The sequence below is a fragment of the Clostridium sp. B9 genome (genome assembly GCF_050509515.1).
In the GTDB taxonomy this organism is placed as follows: domain Bacteria; phylum Bacillota; class Clostridia; order Clostridiales; family Clostridiaceae; genus Sarcina.
The window spans coordinates 2,210,810-2,233,696 of the sequence record NZ_JBNWKA010000003.1 but is presented as its reverse complement, the minus strand read 5'-3'; the positions used below and the strand labels follow the sequence as shown (position 1 = coordinate 2,233,696).

Below are 22,887 nucleotides of genomic sequence, written 5' to 3'. Positions count from 1 at the left end.
TGAAATAGATTATATCAAAGGGTAATATGAAAATATAAGAGTAGTACTTGTATTTTTCATAAAGCCCTTTTATTATTTAGCTAGAGGTGATAAGGATTTGAAGAAAAAAATTATAGATTATTGCAACGAATTAGGATTAGAAAATATAGGATTTGTTAGTTGTAGAAAGTTTTCTGAGTTAGAAGATGTTTTTAAGTTAAGAAAAGAAAAAGGTCTAGAAAATGATTTTGAAGAGAGTGATATTGAAAAAAGAATAAATCCTAATATATATATGGAAGATGGAAAAACTATAATAACAATAGCTTTTCCGTATTTACATAATCAGGAGTATATTGATAATGGTTTTTCAGTATATACTAGAGGACAGGATTATCATGCAGTAGTTAATTCTTATCTAAAAAAAATAGGGGATTTTATAGAGACGTTAGGTGGAAAAGCAATAAGTTTGGTTGATAGCAATGCTTTACCGGAAAGATATATAGCTTACTTAGGGGGTATAGGTTTTATTGGTAAAAACAATATGCTAATAACTGAAAAGTATGGATCTTATGTATTTTTAGGGGAAATAATAACAAATTTAGATATTGAATGTGAGGATGGAAGGACTTTAGAAGAATTAAGAGAATATAAAAAGTGTGGGGATTGTGAAATTTGCTTTAAAGAATGTCCAACTAAGGTTTTAAATAGAAGAATGATGAAGAATACCAATTCATGCATGTCATATATTACACAGAAAAAAGAAATTGAAGATAAGTATTTGAGACTTATGAATGGAAGGATTTTTGGGTGTGATAGCTGTCAGAAGAAATGTCCCTATAATAAGGAAATAGAGTATAGTAATATTAAAGAATTTACTCCTTTTGATTTTATGGAAAAAAAAGACTTTGAAAACTTATATACTATGAGTAAAAAAGAGTTCAATGAAAGTATAAAGCAAACTTCATGTGGATGGAGAGGAAAGAATGTTATACTTAGAAATGTAATCATAAGAGATGCGCTATTTGATAAGAAGGATATCTCAAAATATAAAGTCAATTCAGAAAATTTGAGGGTATTTAAAAATAGACTTTTAAATTTTTATGATGTATAATAATATATTGTTAAAATTTTTGATGCAGGAGGTAAACGAGTAATATGATGTTTAATCGTATAGGTGCTAATGTTTTAGTTAGGCTACCAGAAAGTATGTTTAGACCAATAGCAGGAAGTTTAATCGGTAGATGTTTAAATAAATATGCTGACTTAAAAGTAGAAGGACTTGAAGAGTTAAAAAAAGAGGAAGGACCATTTATATTCATAGGTAACCACCTAAGCAATGCAGATGGTTTGGTTTTAGATAAAGTATTAAGAGAATACTATGATCCTTATTTTATAGCAGGCGTTAAGTTGAATGACAAAGCCTTAACTAATATTGGAACTAGATTAGTTAAAAATATAAAAATAAAACCAAATTCAGCTGATAGAGAATCTCTTAACAAAATTGTTAAGGAAGTAAAGTCAGGACAAAATATAGTTATATTTCCTGAAGGAACTAGAAGTAGAACTGGAGCAATGATAGAGGGTAAAAAAGGAGTTTTGCTTATAGCAAGATTAACAAAAGCTAAAATTGTTCCTTTTGGAATGACTGGAACTGAAAAGCTTATGCCAATAAATGATGATAATATGGGAGCTGAAAAGTTCAATCATTCAGAGGTTGTAATTAAGTTTGGGAAGCCTTTAACTTTACCTAAGAAGGAAAAAGGTGAAGAGAAGCATGAGTATGAAGAAAGATCTTTAAGACACCTTATGAAAGGAATAGCAAATCTTTTACCAGAAAGTTATAGAGGTGTTTACAAAGACTAGAGGTGTATGGTATGAAGAAAAGAACTAAAGAGGTATTAGAAATATTAAAAAAAGAATACCCAGATGCAAAATGTGAATTAAATTATGAAACACCATTTCAGTTGCTTGTTGCTACAATTTTATCAGCTCAAACAACAGATAAAAAAGTAAATGAAGTAACTGAAACTTTATTTAGAGATTATCCAGATGTAAATGCATTTTTAAACATATCCCAAGAAGAATTAGAAGATAGAATAAAACAGATTGGGTTATATAGAAATAAAGCTAAGAATTTAATAATGATGGCTCATCAATTAAATCAAAATTTTAAAGGGGAAGTTCCAAAGACAATGGAAGGCATAACCTCTTTAGCTGGCGCTGGTAGAAAAACAGCTAATGTGGTTTTATCAAATGCCTTTGGAGTACCATCTATAGCTGTTGACACTCATGTTTTTAGAGTTTCAAACAGAATTGGTTTAGCTCACTCAGATAATGTTTTAGAAACTGAGAAGCAACTTCAAAAAGAACTTCCAAAGAAAGAGTGGTCATTAGCTCATCATTTATTAATATTCCATGGGAGAAGATGTTGTATTGCTAGAAAGCCTAAATGTGACATTTGTCCAATAAATAAGTATTGTGATTATTTTAAGAATTTAAAATAAAGAAAGCTACACTTAATAGTGTAGCTTTCTTTTATTTTGTAGCTTTCTTGTTATATAAAAAGATTACAAAGGATGCTCCTAAAATTAATGCGTATCCAATTAGAGAAATGCTATCTGGAAGATCACCAAATAATGTGAAACCTATTAAGGCAGCAAATATAACTTGAGTGTAATCAAATATTGAGATATCCTTAGCAGGAGCATATTTGTATGCTGCAGTTAAAGCGAATTGAGCACATGAAGCTGCAACACCTGCAAGTATTAAAAATACAAATTGATTAATAGTAAACATTTCAAATTGAATTATCATAATAGGGAATGTGGTTACTATTGAGAAGAATGAAAAGAAGAAAACAATTGTAGCTCCTTTTTCTTTCCCTCCTAGATACCTAACAAATGTATATGCACCACCAGCAAAAGCAGCTGAGCATAATCCTATTAAAGCAGGCATAATATTACTAGCTAAACTTCCAGAAGGTCTAACTATAAAGAGAACCCCTGTAAAAGCAACGAAAAGTGAAATTATATGAATTGGCTTTAACTTTTCTTTTAAGAATAAATAGGAAAATATAATTACAAAGAATGGGCTTAGTTTGTTTAGTATTGTCGCATCCGATAAAATAAGATTATCAATAGCGTAATAATTAGCCCATATTCCTAAAGTTCCTAAGGTTGCACGTCCTATTAGGGCAAGTCTGTTTTCTTTATGACCGAATAATAATGACTTATCTTTTCTAACTAGATAAAAAGCCACCACACAACTAACTAGATTCCTAAAAAAACTTTTTTCTATAGATGGTAAATCACCAGATAATTTTACAAAAGTACTCATAAGAGCAAAACTAAAAGCTGATATAAGTATAAAAATTATCCCTTTTGTTTTATTATTCATTTAATCCTCCTATGAAAATGTTAAAAATTTTTACTATATTATTGTAGTTCTTATATATAAATAGGTCAATATCAATGATTATATGGTAAATTTATGAAGAAAAGAATAATTTTTAGAAAAAAGCTTAAAATTAATTCCTAAAATTGGTTTATTAATATATAATAGAATAGATTAGTAACTGATTAAGAATGAGGTTAAGTAAATAATGTTAGTTGGACTTTTTAATAATTTAAACTTAAAAGGAAAAAATATAAAATTAATATCTGTAATTACAGTGGTTTTACTATCTTTATTTTATATAAAAAGTTTGAGTATTATCCAGGGGATAAATGAAGGTGCATTTTTAAATGTAGATATAAATTGTGCAGTAGAAGAAATAATTATTATGACTCAAGTTTTATTAGTATTGATGGTTTTAAGTATATGTTTTATATATTATCGAGGGTTAAAAAGAAAGAATTTCTTTGGGATATCTTTGGTATATGTGAGTATAATTACTGAAATGATTATTATGATGGTTATTGGTAAAACAATACCAAGTCAAATATATGACTTAAATATCTATAGTGTATTATTTAGGTCGATAATATTATTAATAGCTATAATTGATTATAAAAAAATAGAAGACTTAATTTGTAAATATAAAAAGATTTCTTTGATTGTGGTAATAGGGATAACTTCTATAATAAGAAACTTAAATTTAGATTATAACTTTGGGATATATGATAGGTCTATATTTAACTTTTTTGCTACCATAATAATGGTGATTTATATAACTACAATATTTATATGTTTTTTTAAAACATTTAAATATAAAGAAGTTACATATTTAGTAATAATGATAAGTGTATCAATAATGTTATTGAAATTTATGTATTGTGTTTCTTTAATAATTACGGGGAATGGTCTTTTTAAGATTAACATAGTATTTTTTTCTTTTATATCTTTTATGGCTTTTGTTTTTGGTATGTTTTTTGATGCATTACAAATTATAAAAAGTAAAAATTTTATGCAAGAAGAGTTAAGTGCATTTTTTAATTTAATAGAGTTTGATTGTAATAGTGAAATAATTTTGCTTAGCAATAATCTAAAAATTATATATGCAAATGAGAAGTGTAGAAGAAAGAGAATAAAAAATATAGGTGAAAGTAAATATTATGAATTAGAAAGACAGATAAAAGAATTATTGTATGATAAAAATATAATAAGTGTAGAGAGTGTTCTTAGAGAATCTCAGGAATGGAAGGGAACTCTTGTATTGAATGATAAGACAGAAGTCTTAAGAGTAAATCTTCAAAGGGTTAAGAAGAAGAAACATATTTACTATGTTTTAAGAGTAAATGATATAACTGAAGAATATGGAATGGAAAAGAAATTAAAACTTAATGAACAACGGTTAAGAGGAGTAACTGAGAATATAAAAGACTTAATATTCACAATTGATGTGAATGGTAACATAACATATGCCAATAAGGCTGTAACAGAAGTCTTAGGATATCCTAGGGAAGAATTGATAGGACAAGTTTACTATGATTTTCTCTTGATTGAGTCAAATCTAAAGGTTATAGATAGCAAACAATTTAATAAGGATAAGGTGCTTACTGTTGACAAGATTAGAGGGAAAAATGGTTTAGTTGAGCTAGAATCTATATCAAGTAGAATTAAAGATAATCAAAATAATACTTTGGGATGGGTAAGAGTAGCTAGAAATGTAGAGGATGTTAGAGAGATTGAGGTTCTTAAAAATAAATTTGAGGAGATAAAGCAATACGATAAAATCAAAAATGAATTTTTTGCTAATTTATCTCATGAATTAAGAACTCCAATAAACATAATTTACTCATGTATACAGCTTTTAAATAACAATAAAAAGAATGAGGAAGGTTTTTCAAGTTTTTATACAAAATATGAAAAAACTTTGAAACAGAATTGTTTTAGAATGCTTAGGCTTGTAAACAATCTTATTGATATAACCAAAATAGATTCTGGATTTATAAAAATGGGGTTTGTAAATTATGATATAATAAAGCTTACAGAAGATATAACTATGTCAGTAATTCCGTATGTGGAATCTAAGAATATAAATATAGTTTTTGATACAGACTGTGAAGAGTTAGAAATAAAATGTGATCCTGATAAAATAGAGAGAATAATATTAAACTTATTATCAAATGCTATAAAATTTACTGAATCAGGTGGAGAGATTAGTGTTAATATATTAACTGATGATAATTGGGTTGATATAAGAGTTAAAGATACAGGTATAGGTGTACCTTCTCATATGAAAGAGTTTATATTTGAAAGATTTATACAAAATGACAAATCGTTGAATAGGAATAAAGAAGGAAGTGGCATAGGGTTATCTCTTGTTAAGTCATTAGTAGAACTTCATGATGGAAAGGTGTTTTTAAGAGAAAGTAGTGAAACAGGAAGTGAGTTTTCTATTTTATTACCTAATATAAGAATAGCCGATATAGAGGATGAAGTTATGGGTTTAGATTATAAAACAGAAGTTGAAAAAATATCAATAGAATTTGCAGATATATATGAAATTTATTAGGATAATTTAATAAATCACTAACTTTCTATTTTGAATATATAGTGATATAATATTAAGGGCTTGTTTTGAAAAAAGACAAGTCCTTAATTATTTCTATTTTGGAGGTAAAGAAATGAAAGTTGGAGTAATAATGGGTGGTATTTCTTCAGAAAGAGAAATATCAATACAAAGTGGTAATTCTGTAGTAAATGCCTTAAATAATAATGATAAATATGAAGCTATTCCTATAGTTTTAAATGAAAAAGAAGATTTGATAAAAAAGATTGAAGGTATAGATTTTGCTTTATTGGCTTTACATGGGAAATTTGGAGAGGATGGAACAGTTCAATCAGTTCTTAAAACTTTAGGAATACCTTTTTCAGGATGTGGTCCTTTAAGTAGTGCTATATGTATGGATAAAGATATGACAAAGAGAGTTTTAGCTTTTGGAAATGTTAGAACAGCAAAGTGGACTATGGTTTATTCAGTAGAAGGAATTGACTACGAAGCTATTGAAAAGTTAGGGTATCCTGTATTTATAAAACCTAATAATGGGGGTTCATCAGTTGCAACTACTTTAGTTGAGAGCAAGGAAGAGGTAGAAAAGGCGGTTTCAGAAGCTTTAAAATATGATACTGAAGTTATGATAGAAGAGTATATAAAGGGAGATGAAATTACTTGTCCTATTATTGAGGGAAAAATGTTACCTGTTATAGCTATTAAGCCAAAGGGTAAGTTTTTTGATATAGAGTCAAAGTATGCTGATGGAGGCGCAGATGAGTTTATAGTAAATCTAAATGAAGAACTTCATAAAGAGGTTGAATTCATGGCTCTAGAAACATATAAATTATTAAAGTGTGATGTGTACGCAAGAGTAGACATGCTTATAAGGGATAATGTTCCTTATATATTAGAAGTTAATACACTACCAGGAATGACTAAAAATAGTCTTTTCCCTAAAAGCGCAGCTGGAGCAGGAATGAGCTTTGAAGAACTTTTAGATACTATAATAGAGAAATCTTTAAAGGTTAATAGAGATTAATATATAATTAGTAACAACTTCCTTTGAATTTTTATATTTTATATTGAGTATTAATTTTTAGGGAGAGTATTAATGCAAGATAAAAATCCATTAAGTACTTTTGGTCCAGATTTAAATGAATTTAGTAAGGATGTTAATTTCGAAAAGTTATCTAAAAACTCAGATTTTATTTACTTAAGAGCTTCAGGTTCGGGAACAGGAAAGTTAAGAGTTGATAAGAAATTTTTAGAGTTTGCAAAAGAATGCAGAAAATATGGGATTCCATGCGGAGCGTATCATTTTGCTAAACCTTCTGCAGATTTAGAGACAGCTGTTCAACAAGCTGATCAATTTATAGATGTATTGCAACAAGGCTTTGGTAAGGGTGATTATGGGGATTTATTCCCAGTGGTAGATGTTGAGGTTCCTGTAGACAAATCATTAACCCCAACTCAACTTGTTAACTGGATAGATAAGTTTAGAGATAGATTTGAAGAAAAAACTAGAAGAAGATTAATGCTATATACTGGCTTATTCTTTATAGACCTATATAGTGATTTTAAAGTTCCTGGTAAAGGATATCCCTTAAGTGATATGCCATTATGGCTTGCTATGTACACAAGAATACCATCTAATCCTAAGATTCCACCGAATGTTGGTGGATGGAAGAGATGGACTATATGGCAATATACTGATGAAGGGAAATTAGATGGTGTAGGAAATCCGCTAGATTTAAATTGGGGACCAAATAGTGTAGCAAGACTTATGCCTCCAGCAGCTGTTACAGGACTTAAGGCTTATGATGATAATAAGAGGATATATGTAGTCTGGAATAGCAATAAAGAGGATGATTTAAATGGATATAATGTTTTTGTAAATGATAATTATGCAGGAACATTGCCAAGGAAAGCCACTAAATTTGTGATAAATAAGAATAAGTTCTATTTGCCACAAGGTAAACCTATAAAAATATCAATTGAGGCTTTTGATATTGCCGGAGATTTTTCTAAAGATAGAACAGAATATGTTATAGATTAATTATAAGATTTACGGTGTTAAATAGGGTTAAAGTTTTTTTAACTCTATTTAATTTTTTTACTCAAGTTGTAAAAAATTTGTTATAATAATAAATGTTATTATATTGTAATAATTTTTTGTGAGATTTATCTTATAGTTTTTGTAGGAGAACATAGAGAGGAGAATAATTGTGAGTGAAGAAAATAAAAAAAAGAGTACAAGCTTTCTAAAGAGTAAAAAGAACATAATAATATCAGTTATTGTAATATTAGCAATTATAATAGGTTCTGTTACTGCTTATATAGTAAGTATTCAGAAAAAGGTAGAAAAGTGGAATAATAAGATATATCCTAACGTTTATGTTGAAAATGTAGATTTATCAGGTATGAGTAAAGATGAGGCTATAAAAGCTTTAAATGAAAAGATAAAAGAACCAATACAAAATAAAGCAATAACAGTAAAAGCTGCAGATAAAAGTATTGAAATAAAATATTCAGATTTGTCACCAGAATATAATATAGATGCAACTGTAGATGAAGCTATGAATTATGGAAAAGATTTAAATCTTTTTGAAAAAAATGAATTGATTGAGGGAAGTTCTAAAAAAGAATTAAAATTAGAATTTAAATATGATGAAACTAAGTTAGTAGGTTATGAGGATAAATTAGCTGAAATGGTTAATCAGGATGCTAAAAATGCTACTATAAGTTTAAGTGGAGGAGGTATAGATGTAGTTGATGGTCAAGATGGTCGTGCTATTGAAAAAGAAAAGATGACTACTTTGGTTAAAGAAGCTATAAATGCCAATCCAGAAGCTAATACAGTAGTTGAGGTTCCAGTAGAAGTTACTAAACCTAAGGTTACTAAAGATATGCTTACAAAAATAGATGGCGTTATAGGAAGTTTTACAACTAGCTATACTAGTTCAGATGCTAGCAGAAGTGCTAATGTTGAAATAGCAGCAAAAACTGTAAATGGGACTCTATTAATGCCAGGTGAGACATTTAGTTATAATAATACTTTAGGTGAAAGAACTAGAGATAAGGGTTATAGGGATGGAGCTGCATATATAGGTAATAAAGTAGTTATGGTAACTGGTGGAGGAATTTGTCAGGTATCTACTACATTATATAGAGCTGTATTAAGAGCAGGAATATTGCCAACAGAAAGACATAATCATAGTATGACTACAAGCTACTCAGGACCAAGTGGAGATGCTACGGTAGCATGGGGGTCATTAGATTATCAATTTAAGAACCCATATGATTTCCCAATATATATTCAAGGGTACACAGCTAACAAGCATGTTACATTTAATATATATGGAAATAAAGAAGGTATGGATGGAAAAACATATGAACTTCAGACAGTTGTTAATGAAACATTAACACCAACAACAAAAGTGGTTGATGATCCAAATTTACCAGCAGGTGAAAGAGTTGTTGAACAACATGCTGTTAAAGGATATAAATCAAGTGGATACTTAGTAACTTATCAAAATGGAAAAGAAATAGATAAGAAATTAATTGCACATGATGTCTATAAGAAAAAGGATGAAATAATAAAGGTGGGTACAAAAAAGGCTGAACCAAAGCCAGAACCAAAACCAGAGGTGAAACCTGAAACAAAGCCTGAGGAAACACAACCTACAACGCCACCAACTGAGCAACCGAAGCCAGAGGAAACAAAGCCAACAACACCTCCAGCAAATGGAAGTCAGGCGGCAACACAACCTCCTGCTAATACTCAAACTCAAGGAGCTGCTGCTCAAGGGCAAGCTCATCAATAATAAAAATTTTAAGAGAGGTTAAGTAATTAACCTCTCTTTTTTTATAGGAGGAGAATTTATGAGATACAAAATGATATGCATTGATATGGATGGAACTTTACTAAATTCTAAAAAGGTAATTAGTGAAGAAAATAGAATAGCTTTGAAAGAAGCATATAATAAAGGAGTGCATATAATAATTTGCACAGGAAGAAATGCTAAAAATGCAATATACTTTTCAAGCTTTATAGGAGTTAATTGTGCAGTTATAGCTAATAATGGAGCATGGATAATAGATGAGGATAGAGATATTCTTATAGCAAGGGATACTCTAAGCAGTAATCAGTGTGAAGAAATAAGAGAGGTATGTAAAAAATATAAAGGAGTGCCTAGTTTTCATTCAAGAGATAAAGTCTATTGGTCATCTAAATTGAGGAAACATATTTCTGATTATGCTCTTAATATAAAGACACCTAAAGAGCATAGAGTAGCAAATGTTTATGTGAAAGAAAATTTATTTAAGGAAGCTTTAGAAAAAGAGAATATAGGAAAATGTATAATAATTGATTTTAGTACAAATAGACTTAGCAAAATAAAGAATGATTTGAATGCTTTAGGAAATTTTGAGGTTACAGCATCAGGGAAATATTCTTTAGAAGTAAATAATAAAGGTGTTTCTAAAGGGAGAGCAGTTAGAGTTTTAGGAGAAAGATTTGGAATAAAAAGAGATGAGATAATATGCATAGGTGACAATGAAAATGATTTGTCGATGATAAAATATGCTGGATTAGGTGTTGCTATGGGAAATGGAAGTGAGGAGTTAAAAAAACTTGCAGATTATGTAACTGATACCAATGATAATAATGGTGTTGCTAAGGTGATATATGAATTTATATTAAAAAATGATTAACTTGCAATTTGTTCGATTAGATACTATCATATACTTATGACTTAACTTAAAAATTTATATATTTTTACATTTATTTGGAGGGACAAAGGTGAATCTTAATATAGTTTTATATCAACCAGAAATACCACAAAATACAGGGAATATAGCAAGAACTTGTGTTTTAACAAATTCAAAGCTTCACATAATAAAACCTATGAGCTTTGTTATAGATGATAAACATGTAAAGAGAGCAGGACTAGATTACTGGGATCAATTAGATATTGAAATACATGAAAGTTATGAAGCGTTTATGGAGAAGTATGGAGATAAGAAAATATACTTATCAACGACTCATGCTACTGATCATCATGATGAGGTTAAATATGAAGAGGGTGATTTCATAATGTTTGGAAGAGAAACTTCTGGAGTTCCAGATGATGTTCATAATGCGCATCATGGAATAAAGGTTCCTATGATAAGCAGTTCAACTAGAAGCTTAAACTTATCAAACACTGTGGCAATCATAGCTTATGAAGCATTAAGACAAATAGGATTTCCAGGCATGAAATAAGGGGGAAATAGACTTTGGAAAAAATAAAGATTATAACGGATAGTACATGTGACTTATCTAAGGAAATTATAGATAAATATGACATAGATGTTATGCCAATGTTAATAAACTTTGGGGAAGATAGCTATTTAGATGGCGTTGAAATAAAAGTAGATGCTATGATGGAGAGAATTGAAAGAGAAAATGCTCTTCCAACTACAGCTCAAATAGTTCCAACAAGATTTATTGAAAGATATAAACAATACTTAGATGAAGGGTACAAAGTTATATCTATACATATATCATCAAATATGAGTGGAACTTATCAATCAGCTTGCTTAGCTAAGGCTGAATTAGAAAGTGATGATATAGTTGTTATTGATTCAAGAAATGTAACTGTTGGTTTAGGTCTTATAATATTAAAGGCAGCTAAATTAATAGAACAAGGGATAACTTTAAATGAATTAGAAAAAGAAATATTAGAATATTCAAAACATGTAAAAAGTACAATAGCTTTTGAAAGTTTAGATAACTTAGTTAGAGGTGGAAGACTTTCAAAGGGGAAAGCATTATTTGTAAATGCTTTAGGAATAAAACTTATGCTAAATGTTCAAGATGGTGAGATGAATGTTCAAGGAAAAATAAGAGGAACTAAGAAGATGGTTAAGGCAATGATAGAACAATTTGCTGAAACTCCAAGAAAAGAGGGAGAACCAGTTATCTTAGTAGAACTTGAAAATGAAGATATATATTTACCTATAAAAGATTATTTAGAATCTAATAATATAGAATATATTAAACTTCCTTTAGGATGTTCAGTAGCAATACATTCAGGGCCAAAAGTTTGTGCATTATTCTATGTAGAAGAATATTAATATAAAAGAGTAACTCTCGAGGAGTTACTCTTTTTCTTTTTATACATAAAATTATTGATTTTGGAAATCATATAAATTGATATGAAAAAGAGGAGGCCTATGATATGAGATTTAAGAAAGTTTTTGCATCTATAGTATTATTAGCTGCTTTAGTAAGTTTTGTAGGATGCAATTCAAATAGCTCATCTGCATTAGAAAAAGTTAATATAATAGAAAAAGAAGTATATAATTTTGCTCTTATAAAGGATGATTTTGTAGATGAAGAAAATTACTTTACTGATTTAGCTGTTGATGGATTAGAAAGAATAAAAAAAGAATACAATGCTAATATAGAAGTTTTTGATACAAATTCTTCAGAAGATTATGAAAAAAGATTAAGAGAAGCAGCACAAAACAATGATTTAACATTCGCATCTGCATTTAAATTTCTAGAAGGTTTAAATAATGTAGCAAAAGATTATCCGGATAAGAATTTTGCTATAGTAGATACAGTTTCTGAACTTCCAAATGTAAAGTCTATTGATTTCAAAGATGAAGAGGGAGCCTTTCTAATGGGAATAATAGCTGGAAATATGACGAAAACAAATAAAGTTGGTTTTATTGGTGGGATTGAGGCTGAAGTAATAGAAAATTTTTTATCAGGATATATGGCAGGGTTAAAAGCTTCTAATGAGGAAGCGTATAATAATATAAAAAATGATAATATGGTTAGATATGTTGGAGATTTTAAAAATCAAGAAGAGGGGTATAAAATAGCTGGAGAAATGTATGGAGGTGGAGCAGATATAATATTTCATGCAGCTGGAGAAGCTGGTGTAGGTTTATTTAAGGCAGCTAAAGAAACAGGAAATTATGCTATCGGGGTAGATGTAGACTCTGCAGTAGTATTTTCAGAGTATGCAAATAACATACTTTCATCTATGCTAAAAAGATTAGATGAGGCTGTTTATAATACAGCTAAGGAGGTTATAAATAGTGATTTTAAATCAGGTCCAGAAAATATAATGGAAATTGGTTTGAAAAATGATGGTATAGCTGTTGCGGAGTCTACTAAAAATTTAGTGCCTCAAAATGTTATGGATAAAGTTAATAGATACAAAGAATTAATAATAAATGGGGAAATAGATGTGCCTAAAAATCTTAATGAGGTTGAGAATTTTAAAGTTAACCAATAATAATGGTTTTATTCGTATATTGACAGAATATAACTTTGTATGTAATCATAATTTTGGTGGTTAATATTTATACATATATTAGCTGATAGGAGGAAACTTCTATCAGTTTAATCTTATTATTTAAATGTACAAGCTTATAATTATATATTCAATAAAAGACTTTGTTTTAAAATTAATATTTACTTAAAATAGGGTTAATAAAATATAGAGAGGATGAATATTTGGGATGAGTCTAATTAAGAAGAAAAATGATTTTAGTGTCAAGAGGATGTGCTTTGCAGCACTATTAATAGGGCTAAGTATGATACTAGCTAATGTAAAGGTGTTTCAAACAATAGCTTTTGATTCTATGCCTGCGTTTGTAGGAGGAATTTTATTGTCTCCAGTTATTGGTGGAATTATAGGATTGTTAGGACATTTATTTACAGCACTTATGTCAGGATTTCCATTTACAGTACCAGTACATATTCTTATAGCTATAGAAATGTTTGTTGTCGTTTATTTAACTTCACAAATATACAATAAAGGCAAAACTATTTTAGCTTGTATAGTAGGAACTTTGTTAAATGGAGTAGTTGCTACTTTAATAACAGGAGCATTTATGTATTATACAGCTGGTGGATTAAATCCAATACAATTTCTACAAGTTATGGGATTACCATTAACCGTAGCAAGTTTAGCTAACATTGTTTTAGCATTTATAATAGCAAAAGGTGTTAAAAATGCAAATATACAAATTTAGAGATTTAACAATAATAAATGAGCTAGATAAAGAAACTGTAATAGCTTGTGATAGTTGCTGTGGTATTGGAGAAAGAGAATTGGATATAATTAAATCTGACAATAAGATTGTTGGATATTTTTCAGCAAGGGTTTGTCTTTTTGAATTGCTAGCTTTTAAGGCAAGACCTCAAGTTATAGTTAACAACTTAGGTATGCCAATGAAAGGACAGGGAGAAAGAATAATAGAAGGAATAAACAGAGCAATAGAAGAGTATAACAATACAGATTTTTTTAACGATAAATATGACTTGAAAGAGTGTGTAACTGGAAGTACTGAAGATAACTTTAATACTTTACAAACATTCTTAGGGTTAACTATAGTAGGCAAGAAAAGTAAAGAAAAGAAAAAAAACTTTGAAAAAGGTGATGCTGTAGTCTTGTTAGGAATACCTAAGGTTGGCATAGAAGTTTTAGAAGAACTTAAAAGTGAAAAAAGAGAGATAGTTGGATTTAAAGAACTTAAACTTTTAAGCGAATTCGAGGGTGTTAAGGAAATACTACCTATAGGCTCTAAGGGAGCAATACATGAAGTAAAAGAACTAGAAGTAAGTAACAATATAAAAATTGAGATTAAATATGATTCAGAGAAGCTTAGAAAATCAGCAGGACCAGCAACAGCGTTGTTATTTATGTGTAGTAATGAAAGCATAGAAGAGATAAAAAACAAAATTTATATACCTATGATTAAAATAGGTGAAGTTATTTAAAATAAGCATGGTAGATTTTAATCTACCATGCTTATTTTAGAATTAATTATTATATTTTAAACATAATAATTAATGAAGAGTGAGCTTAACATATTATAATATTGAAAAAAACTTTAATTTGATAGATAATTAAAGAGGAAAGGTACTAGAGAAAAAATGAATGTTTAGAATTTGATAATTTTGGGTGATATATATGTTAATGGATTTTAATTTGAATTTAACTCAGGAACAAAAGTTAATAATGACTCAGCAAATGCAATTATCTATAAAGCTTTTGCAGATGTCTACATATGATTTAAGAGAATATATAGAAAAAGAATTTTCAGAAAATCCTGTTCTAGAGGCTCAATATGAAGAGCAAAAAGAAATGGTTAATGAACAAGATAGATTAGATTACAAAGAATTAGTAAAATATTTAGAATCAGATAATTATGGTTCTCAAAGTTATGGAGAATATGACAAAGATAGTGTTTCCCCATTTACATTTATAAGTAAGCCAGAGTCTCTTACTGATTATTTAGAAGATCAAATAAGAGAACTTCCTATAAATGAGTATGAGAGAAGCGTATGTAGTTACATGGTAGAATGTTTAGATCACAAGGGGTATCTTGATATAAGTAAGGAAGAACTTATGAATGAACTTAATTGTTCGGAAGAAACATTTGAGAGAGCTTTAATAGTTCTTCATAATTTAGAGCCAGCAGGTATAGGAGCTAAAGATTTAAAAGAGTGTTTGAGAATACAATTAGAGCGTAAAGGTGAGTTTGGTGAAGAGGTTGAAAAAATAATAGAAGATCATTTAGATGATTTAGCAGATAATAAATATCAAGTTATTGCTAAATCATTAGGAATAACTCCTAAAGAAGCTCAAAGTTATGGGGATCAAATAAAAAGCTTGGAGCCTAAACCTTCAAGAGGGTTTTATACTGGAGATGAAGTTGGTTTTATAATACCTGATGCAGAGATAAGAAAAATAGATGGAGAATTTTTTATCATAATGAATGATGGGGTATTACCTCTATTATCAGTAAATCCTCTATACGCATCGCTATTAAAAGAGAATAATAATGATAAAGAAGCAACAGAGTATGTAAAAGAAAAAATGGGAAAAGCTATGTTTCTTATAAAAAGTATAGAGCAAAGAAAGAGTACATTATATAGAGTTTTAGAAAAAATACTTGGAAAGCAAAAAGAGTATTTTGAAAAGGGAGATAAATATTTAAAGCCTATGACTCTTAAAGAAATAGCTGAGCAATTAGAAATGCATGAATCAACTATTTCAAGAGCAATTAGAGATAAATATATTTTAACTTCTATGGGAACAATAAAAATAAAAAATCTCTTTGTTAACTCAATAAGCAATAAAGAAAATAGTAATGGTGATGAAGATGTTACAGTTATAAATATAAAAAAAGCATTAGAGGATGTTATAAAAGAAGAAAATAAATCAAAACCTTTATCTGACCAAGCTATAAGTGAAATATTAAAAGAAAAAGGTATGGCTATATCTAGAAGAACTGTGGCGAAATATAGAGAAGAGCTTGGAATAAAGTCTTCAAGTAAGAGGAAAAGATTTTAAATAGATAAAAAATAGGGATTAATTGGAATAAAACTTCTTGTAAATAGCATAATTGAGTGAAAAATATAGAGAGATTGGGTAATCTCTCTATATTTTTTTATATTTTTTAAAAAAATAAGAAAAATTTTTCTAAAAACCCTTTAAATTTTTCTTAATATGTTTTATAATAAACATGCGGGACATTTAAGAAGCAAGTGGGACTTTGAATGTCCAAAGGAGTTGTTAAATTTGCTAGAGATTTTAAAATTGCAAAAAATAATAGTTCCTGAAATGGTAGAACTATTAGTGAAAAGATACAATATAATCAGAACAATTTATTATAATCAGCCAATAGGTAGAAGAGCTTTGGCAAACAATTTAAATTTAGGTGAAAGAATTGTAAGAACAGAAATAGGTTTTTTAAAATCTCAAAACCTTATACAAATAAACACTCCAGGTATGTCTGTAACCCAAGAAGGGGAATTCATGCTAGAGTCATTAAAAGGATTTATACATGAAATTAAAGGCCTATCTAATCTGGAAAAACAATTATGTGATGCACTAAATGTTAGAGATGTAATAGTTGTTCCAGGAGACAGTGGTGAAGAAGAAAGTACTATAAAAGAACTTGGAAAAGCTGCTGCAAACTATTCAAAAAACATAATCAAAGATGGTTATACAATTGCTGTTACTGGTGGAACAACTGTTAAAGAAGTTATAGATGAATTACCAGAAATGGCAAACCTACGCAATGTTTTAGTTGTGCCTGCAAGAGGTGGTATGGGCAAGAAGGTTGAAACACAGTCAAATACATTGGCTGCAAATTTAGCTAAAAAGTTAAATGGAACCTATAAAATGCTTCATGTTCCTGATAACATAAGTAAAGAAGTAATGGATGCTTTAATGAAACAGGATGATATGAGAGAACTCATAGATAATATCAAAAATGCAGATATGCTAATATATGGTATAGGTAGAGCAAAAAAAATGGCTGATAAGAGAGGTGTTCCTAGAGAAGAAGTTATGAGACTTTTAGAATTAGGAGCCGTTGGAGAAGCCTTTGGATGCTACTTCAATGAAAAATCAGAAGTTGTTTATGTTATGCCAACTTTAGGGGTAACAATAAATGATTTAAGAAAAATAAAAAGCCATATTGCTGTAGCTGGTGGAGGAAATAAAGCTGAAGCTATTTTAACTACTGTATATGGAAATAAGAATGCAGTTCTTGTTACAGATGAGGGTGCAGCAAATGAAATTTTAAAAATTTTAGGTAGAGATGAATAAAATAATATGAAATCTCTCAAAATAAATCTGTTTAAAATATTTTTTAATATTTTATATATAAAAATAAACAACATCTTTTAGGAGGTATTTACAATATGGTAAATGTAGCAATTAACGGATTTGGAAGAATAGGAAGATTAGCATTAAGATTAATGATCAACAACCCAGAGTTCAACGTTGTTGGAATTAACGATTTAACAGATGCTAAAACTTTAGCTCACTTATTCAAATATGATTCAGCACAAGGAAGATTCGATGGAGAAATCGAAGTTAAAGAAGGAGCTTTCGTAGTTAACGGAAAAGAAATCAAAGTTACTGCAGAAAGAGACCCTAAAAACTTACCATGGGGAGATTTAAATGTAGACATCGTTTTAGAGTGTACAGGATTCTTCGCATCAAAAGAGAAAGCTTCAGCTCACTTAGAAGCAGGCGCTAAGAAAGTTGTTATATCAGCTCCAGCTGGAAACGACCTTCCAACAGTAGTTTACAACATAAACAACGAAATATTAAAAGCTAGCGATACAGTTATATCAGGTGCTTCATGTACAACTAACTGTTTAGCTCCAATGGCTAAAGTATTAAACGATCAATTTGGATTAAAAGAAGGATTCATGACTACAATCCACGCTTACACAAATGACCAAAATACTTTAGATGCTCCTCACGGAAAAGGTGATTTAAGAAGAGCAAGAGCTGCTGCTGCTTCAATCGTACCTAACTCAACTGGTGCTGCTAAAGCAATCGGATTAGTTATCCCAGAATTAGCTGGTAAATTAGACGGAAACGCTCAAAGAGTACCTGTAATAACTGGTTCATTAACTGAGTTAGTTTGTGTATTAGACAAAAACACTACAGTTGAAGAAATAAACGCTGCTATGAAAGCTGCTGCTAACGAATCATACGGATACACTGAAGATCCAATAGTATCATCAGACGTAATCGGAATAAGCTTCGGATCATTATTCGATGCAACTCAAACAAAAATCATGGAAGTTAACGGACAACAATTAGTTAAAGTTGCTTCATGGTACGACAATGAAATGTCATACACTAACCAATTAATCAGAACTTTAGGATACTTCGCTAACTTAAAGTAATCTATTAATTAGATAGTATTTTATAAAAAGTTTTATAAGTCTGGTTTTGTAGTATAAGGCTATAAGGCCAGACTATTTTCAAATTTAAATTTAATTTTAATAAGAGGTGAATACGATGAACTTCAATAAAAAGACTGTAGAAGATATACAAGTTAAAGGTAAAAAAGTTTTAGTAAGATGTGACTTTAACGTACCACTAAAAGATGGTGTTATAACTGATATAAACAGATTAAATGGTGCTATGCCAACTATAAAATACTTAGTTGACAACGGAGCACAAGTAATCCTTTGCTCACATATGGGTAAACCAAAAGGAGAAGCTAAGCCAGAATTCTCATTAGCACCAGTTGCTAAGAAATTAAGCGAAATGCTTGGAAAAGAAGTTGTTTTTGCAGCTGACGACAATGTTGTTGGAGAAAATGCTAAAAAAGCAGTAGCTGAAATGAAAGATGGAGATGTAGTTTTACTTCAAAACACAAGATACAGAAAAGAAGAAACTAAAAACGGCGAAGAGTTATCAAAAGAATTAGCTTCATTAGCTGATATGTTCGTTAACGATGCATTCGGAACTGCTCACAGAGCTCACTGTTCAACAGTTGGAGTTACTGAGTTCTTAGATACTGCTGTATGTGGATACTTAATCCAAAAAGAGCTTAAGTTCTTAGGAGATGCTGTAGAAACTCCAGAAAGACCATTCGTTGCTATCTTAGGTGGAGCTAAAGTTTCAGATAAGATAAACGTTATAAACAACTTATTAGAAAAAGTTGATACTTTAATAATCGGTGGAGGAATGGCTTACACATTCTTAAAAGCTCAAGGATACACTGTAGGAAGTTCATTAGTAGAAGAAGATAAAGTTGAATACGCTAAAGAAATGTTAGCTAAAGCTGAGGAAAAAGGTGTTAAATTATTATTACCTGTAGACCACAGAGTAGCTAAAGAATTCAAAGATGTTGAAGCTGTAGTTACAGAAGATCAAAACATCGCTGAAGGATTCATGGGATTAGATATCGGACCAAAAACTGAAGCTATATACGCTGAGGCTATCAAAGATGCTAAGACAGTTATCTGGAACGGACCAATGGGAGTATTCGAATTCGAAAACTTCAACAAAGGTACAATAGCTGTTGCTAAAGCTATGGCTGATGCTGATGCTACTACTATAATCGGTGGTGGAGATTCAGCTGCTGCTGTAAACATATTAGGATTCGGTGATAAAATGTCTCACATCTCAACTGGTGGTGGAGCTTCATTAGAATTCTTAGAAGGTAAAGTATTACCAGGAATAGCTGCTTTAAACGATAAGTAATTATTATACCATAAAGTAGTAAATTTTTAGATTGAAGTACAAAGATTGTTGTTTTATAAAATAAAATATGGTGTTTGGTAAAGAGATTTACCATACACCATTTAGTATTTAAAATATTAATAGAGGTGAATATAGATGAGAACTCCAATAATCGCAGGAAACTGGAAAATGCACTATACAATAGACGAGGCTGTTAAATTAGTTGAAGAATTAAAGCCATTAGTTAAAGATGCTAAATGTGAAGTAGTTGTATGCCCAACTTTCGTTTGCTTAGACGCTGTTAAAAAAGCTGTTGAAGGATCAAACATAAAAGTAGGTGCTCAAAACATGCACTTCGAAGAAAAAGGAGCTTTCACTGGAGAAATCGCTCCAAGAATGTTAGAAGCTATGGGAATAGACTACGTTGTAATCGGACATAGTGAAAGAAGAGAATACTTCAACGAAACAGATGAAACTTGTAACAAGAAAGTTAAAGCTGCTTTCGCTCACAACATGACTCCAATCCTTTGCTGTGGAGAAACTTTAGAGCAAAGAGAAAACGGAACTACTAACGACGTAATCAAAGCTCAAATAACTGCTGATTTAGAAGGATTAACTAAAGAGCAAGCTGAGAAAGTTGTTATAGCTTACGAGCCAATCTGGGCTATCGGAACTGGAAAAACTGCTACTTCAGACCAAGCTAACGAAACAATAGCTGCTATAAGAGCTATGGTTGCTGAAATGTTCGGACAAGAAGTTGCTGACAAAGTAAGAATACAATACGGTGGATCAGTTAAACCTAACACTATAGCTGAGCAAATGGCTAAATCAGACATCGATGGTGCTTTAGTTGGTGGAGCTAGCTTAGTTGCAGCTGATTTCTCACAAATCGTAAACTACTAATAAAAGGTAATATTATTAGATAATAGTTTTTATTGAATAATATTGGTAATTAAACAGTAGCAATAGGCAACTAATACCAAGTGTCTATTGCTATTGTTTTTTAAATAACAACATATTATAATAGATGTATAAATAGAAATTAATTTTTTTGGAGGGTTATTATGAGTAAAAAACCTGTAATGTTAATGATACTAGATGGATTTGGAATATCTCCAAATAAAGAAGGTAACGCAGTAGCTGCTGCTAGCAAGCCAAATTATGATAGATTATTCGCTAAATACCCACATACTGAATTACAAGCTTCAGGATTAGAAGTTGGTCTTCCAGAAGGACAAATGGGTAACTCAGAAGTTGGACATTTAAATATAGGTGCTGGTAGAATAATATACCAAGAGTTAACAAGAATAACTAAAGAAATCAAAGAAGGAACTTTCTTTGAAAATGCTGCTTTAGTTAAAGCTATGGATGAAGCTAAAGAAAATAATACTTCATTACATTTAATGGGATTATTATCAAACGGAGGAGTTCACTCTCACATAGATCACTTAAAAGGTCTTTTAGAGTTAGCTAAGAAAAAAGGACTTCAAAAAGTTTATGTTCATGCTTTCATGGATGGAAGAGACGTTGCTCCATCATCAGGTAAAGATTTTATAGTTGAATTAGAAAATGCTATGAAAGAAATCGGTGTTGGTGAAATAGCTACTGTAAGTGGTAGATACTATGCAATGGATAGAGATAACAGATGGGAAAGAGTTCAGTTAGCTTACAATGCTATGGCTTTAGGAGAAGGTGAAAAAGCTTCTTCAGCTGTTGAAGCTATTGAAAAATCATACCATGATAATAAAACTGATGAGTTCGTTTTACCTACAGTAATAGAAGAAGATGGACACCCAGTTGCTAGAATTAAAGATGGAGATTCAGTAATATTCTTCAACTTTAGACCAGATAGAGCTAGAGAAATAACTAGAGCTATAGTTGACCCAGAGTTCACTGGATTCGAAAGAAAGCAATTACATGTAAACTTCGTTTGTATGACTCAATATGATGAATCATTAAAATGTGTAGATGTTGCTTATAGACCAGAAAGTTACTCAAATACTTTAGGAGAGTATGTTGCTTCTAAAGGATTAAACCAATTAAGAATAGCTGAAACTGAGAAGTATGCTCACGTAACATTCTTCTTTAATGGTGGCGAAGAAGTTCCAAACACTAATGAAGATAGAGCTTTAATAGCTTCACCAAAGGTTGCTACATACGACTTACAACCAGAAATGAGTGCTTATGAAGTAACTGAAGAATTATTAAAGAGATTAGATCAAGATAAATATGATATGATCATATTAAACTACGCTAACCCAGATATGGTTGGACATACTGGAGTAGAGTCAGCAGCAATAAAAGCTATAGAGACTGTTGATGAGTGTTTAGGAAAAGTTGCTGATAAAGTATTAGAAAAAGATGGTACTTTATTTATAACAGCTGACCACGGAAATGCTGAAATAATGATAGATTACTCAACTGGTAATCCAATGACAGCTCATACTTCAGATCCAGTTCCATTCTTATGGATTGCAAAAGACGCTGAAGGAAAATCATTAAAAGATGGTGGAAAATTAGCTGATATAGCTCCAACTATGTTAAATGTTATGGGATTAGAAGTACCAGCAGAAATGACTGGAAACTGTCTTTTAAACAAATAATATAGAAAATAAATTTATTATAATTAAAATAGTATTCTTCATTGAAGAATGCTATTTTTTTTGAATTTGTTTATTTTTAGTGAGTAAAAAATATAAAAAATTATAAAAATTGAATTGAAAATTGGAAAAAGAAAAATTTGTTTTTATAATTTAAAATAAATAATTTTAGAGATGAAGTGGAAATAAATTGAATTTAATTTTGCATTAAAAGTTTATTTAATTTAAGTAAACTTAATAAATGTTAACTTTTGGAGAGTATAGTACAATTTGTTTAACAAATTAAGAATAGAGAGTTATAATATATATAAACAAAACGTTAACAAATAGTTAACTTTGTTTATAACTCAAAAAAATAAAA

20 protein-coding genes are annotated in these 22,887 nt (G+C 29.9%); 19 read left to right on the top strand and 1 reads right to left on the bottom strand.

What is annotated here, in order from left to right:
• Positions 1–97: 97 nt before the first annotated feature.
• Genes queG through nth form a run of 3 tightly spaced genes read left to right on the top strand, consistent with a single transcriptional unit; the run spans position 98 to position 2,483 of the window.
• Positions 98–1,090, top strand: coding sequence for a tRNA epoxyqueuosine(34) reductase QueG (gene queG / locus ACQZHJ_RS09955; protein WP_430485399.1), 993 nt, complete (start codon positions 98–100; stop codon positions 1,088–1,090).
• A 47-nt stretch (positions 1,091–1,137) separates the two neighbouring features.
• Complete coding sequence (locus ACQZHJ_RS09950; RefSeq protein WP_430486889.1) at positions 1,138–1,842, top strand: lysophospholipid acyltransferase family protein; 705 nt, start codon at positions 1,138–1,140, stop codon at positions 1,840–1,842.
• A gap of 11 nt (positions 1,843–1,853) precedes the next feature.
• Positions 1,854–2,483 carry an endonuclease III gene (gene nth / locus ACQZHJ_RS09945; protein WP_430485398.1) on the top strand — a complete coding sequence of 210 codons (630 nt, stop codon included), beginning with the start codon at positions 1,854–1,856 and terminating at the stop codon, positions 2,481–2,483.
• Between the two features lie 31 nt (positions 2,484–2,514).
• Here the strand turns inward: nth and ACQZHJ_RS09940 are convergent, their stop codons facing one another.
• Positions 2,515–3,375 carry a DMT family transporter gene (locus ACQZHJ_RS09940; RefSeq protein ID WP_430485397.1) on the bottom strand — a complete coding sequence of 287 codons (861 nt, stop codon included), beginning with the start codon at positions 3,373–3,375 and terminating at the stop codon, positions 2,515–2,517.
• A gap of 205 nt (positions 3,376–3,580) precedes the next feature.
• Between ACQZHJ_RS09940 and ACQZHJ_RS09935 the strand changes: the two genes are divergently transcribed.
• From ACQZHJ_RS09935 to gpmI, 16 genes are all read left to right on the top strand, one after another.
• Entirely contained in the window at positions 3,581–5,935 is a 2,355-nt protein-coding gene (locus tag ACQZHJ_RS09935) for a PAS domain-containing sensor histidine kinase (RefSeq protein ID WP_430485396.1), read from the top strand.
• A gap of 112 nt (positions 5,936–6,047) precedes the next feature.
• Positions 6,048–6,956: a D-alanine--D-alanine ligase gene (locus tag ACQZHJ_RS09930; protein WP_430485395.1), complete on the top strand. Its 909-nt coding sequence runs from the start codon at positions 6,048–6,050 to the stop codon at positions 6,954–6,956.
• Positions 6,957–7,028: 72 nt separating this feature from the next.
• A complete protein-coding gene (locus ACQZHJ_RS09925; protein WP_430485394.1) occupies positions 7,029–7,973 on the top strand; it encodes a GH25 family lysozyme in 945 nt (314 codons plus the stop codon).
• Positions 7,974–8,142: 169 nt separating this feature from the next.
• Complete coding sequence (locus ACQZHJ_RS09920) at positions 8,143–9,741, top strand: VanW family protein (protein ID WP_430485393.1); 1,599 nt, start codon at positions 8,143–8,145, stop codon at positions 9,739–9,741.
• A gap of 58 nt (positions 9,742–9,799) precedes the next feature.
• Entirely contained in the window at positions 9,800–10,630 is an 831-nt protein-coding gene (locus tag ACQZHJ_RS09915) for a Cof-type HAD-IIB family hydrolase (protein ID WP_430485392.1), read from the top strand.
• Between the two features lie 88 nt (positions 10,631–10,718).
• Complete coding sequence (locus tag ACQZHJ_RS09910; protein WP_430485391.1) at positions 10,719–11,180, top strand: tRNA (cytidine(34)-2'-O)-methyltransferase; 462 nt, start codon at positions 10,719–10,721, stop codon at positions 11,178–11,180.
• Between the two features lie 14 nt (positions 11,181–11,194).
• Complete coding sequence (locus tag ACQZHJ_RS09905; RefSeq protein ID WP_430485390.1) at positions 11,195–12,034, top strand: DegV family protein; 840 nt, start codon at positions 11,195–11,197, stop codon at positions 12,032–12,034.
• 104 nt (positions 12,035–12,138) lie between these two features.
• Positions 12,139–13,209 carry a BMP family lipoprotein gene (locus tag ACQZHJ_RS09900; RefSeq protein ID WP_430485389.1) on the top strand — a complete coding sequence of 357 codons (1,071 nt, stop codon included), beginning with the start codon at positions 12,139–12,141 and terminating at the stop codon, positions 13,207–13,209.
• Between the two features lie 226 nt (positions 13,210–13,435).
• A complete protein-coding gene (locus tag ACQZHJ_RS09895; RefSeq protein ID WP_430485388.1) occupies positions 13,436–13,951 on the top strand; it encodes an ECF transporter S component in 516 nt (171 codons plus the stop codon).
• A complete protein-coding gene (locus ACQZHJ_RS09890; RefSeq protein ID WP_430485387.1) occupies positions 13,932–14,699 on the top strand; it encodes a hypothetical protein in 768 nt (255 codons plus the stop codon). Before ACQZHJ_RS09895 ends, ACQZHJ_RS09890 begins: the two co-directional genes overlap by 20 nt.
• Before the next feature lie 193 nt (positions 14,700–14,892).
• Positions 14,893–16,278: an RNA polymerase factor sigma-54 gene (gene rpoN, locus ACQZHJ_RS09885; RefSeq protein ID WP_430485386.1), complete on the top strand. Its 1,386-nt coding sequence runs from the start codon at positions 14,893–14,895 to the stop codon at positions 16,276–16,278.
• Positions 16,279–16,506: 228 nt separating this feature from the next.
• Positions 16,507–17,541 carry a sugar-binding transcriptional regulator gene (locus tag ACQZHJ_RS09880; protein WP_430486888.1) on the top strand — a complete coding sequence of 345 codons (1,035 nt, stop codon included), beginning with the start codon at positions 16,507–16,509 and terminating at the stop codon, positions 17,539–17,541.
• A 95-nt stretch (positions 17,542–17,636) separates the two neighbouring features.
• Positions 17,637–18,638 carry a type I glyceraldehyde-3-phosphate dehydrogenase gene (gap, locus tag ACQZHJ_RS09875; protein WP_430485385.1) on the top strand — a complete coding sequence of 334 codons (1,002 nt, stop codon included), beginning with the start codon at positions 17,637–17,639 and terminating at the stop codon, positions 18,636–18,638.
• 115 nt (positions 18,639–18,753) lie between these two features.
• Complete coding sequence (locus tag ACQZHJ_RS09870) at positions 18,754–19,947, top strand: phosphoglycerate kinase (RefSeq protein ID WP_430485384.1); 1,194 nt, start codon at positions 18,754–18,756, stop codon at positions 19,945–19,947.
• Positions 19,948–20,082: 135 nt separating this feature from the next.
• Positions 20,083–20,829, top strand: a complete 747-nt coding sequence (tpiA, locus tag ACQZHJ_RS09865; RefSeq protein WP_430485383.1) for a triose-phosphate isomerase — start codon at positions 20,083–20,085, stop codon at positions 20,827–20,829.
• Positions 20,830–20,990: 161 nt separating this feature from the next.
• A complete protein-coding gene (gpmI, locus tag ACQZHJ_RS09860) occupies positions 20,991–22,529 on the top strand; it encodes a 2,3-bisphosphoglycerate-independent phosphoglycerate mutase (RefSeq protein WP_430485382.1) in 1,539 nt (512 codons plus the stop codon).
• Positions 22,530–22,887: the final 358 nt, after the last annotated feature.